Here is a 403-nt window from a genome sequence, read left to right as displayed (position 1 = left end):
ATCTGGTTGAGACGGGCCTCGAGGTGCTTCTTCTCCATCTTGAAGTCCGGGATGCCGTAGCGGAGCAGTCCGCCGATCCGGTCGTCCCGCTCGTACACGGCCACGGTGTGGCCGGCACGGGTCAGCTGCTGGGCCGCAGCGAGCCCCGCGGGACCGGAGCCGACGACGGCCACGGTCTTGCCCGTCAGTCGCTCCGGCGGGTGCGGCTGCACCCAGCCGTTCTGCCAGGCCTGGTCGATGATCGACACCTCGACCTGCTTGATGGTCACGGCGGGCTGGTTGATGCTGAGCACGCACGACGACTCGCAGGGCGCGGGGCACAGCCGGCCCGTGAACTCCGGGAAGTTGTTGGTCGCATGCAGCCGCTCGATCGTCTGCCGGCCTTCGCCGCGCCACATCAGGT

At 69.0% G+C, this 403-nt stretch carries 1 protein-coding gene; it reads right to left on the bottom strand.

What is annotated here, in order from left to right; genetic code table 11:
* On the bottom strand, nt 1–403 hold a 403-nt coding region (locus AB4Z02_RS19215), incomplete at both ends, for an FAD-dependent oxidoreductase (RefSeq protein WP_441972974.1).

Source organism: Pedococcus sp. 2YAF34, assembly GCF_052114585.1.
Classification (GTDB): Bacteria; Actinomycetota; Actinomycetes; order Actinomycetales; family Dermatophilaceae; genus Pedococcus.
This window is presented reverse-complemented; position numbering and strand designations above follow the sequence as displayed.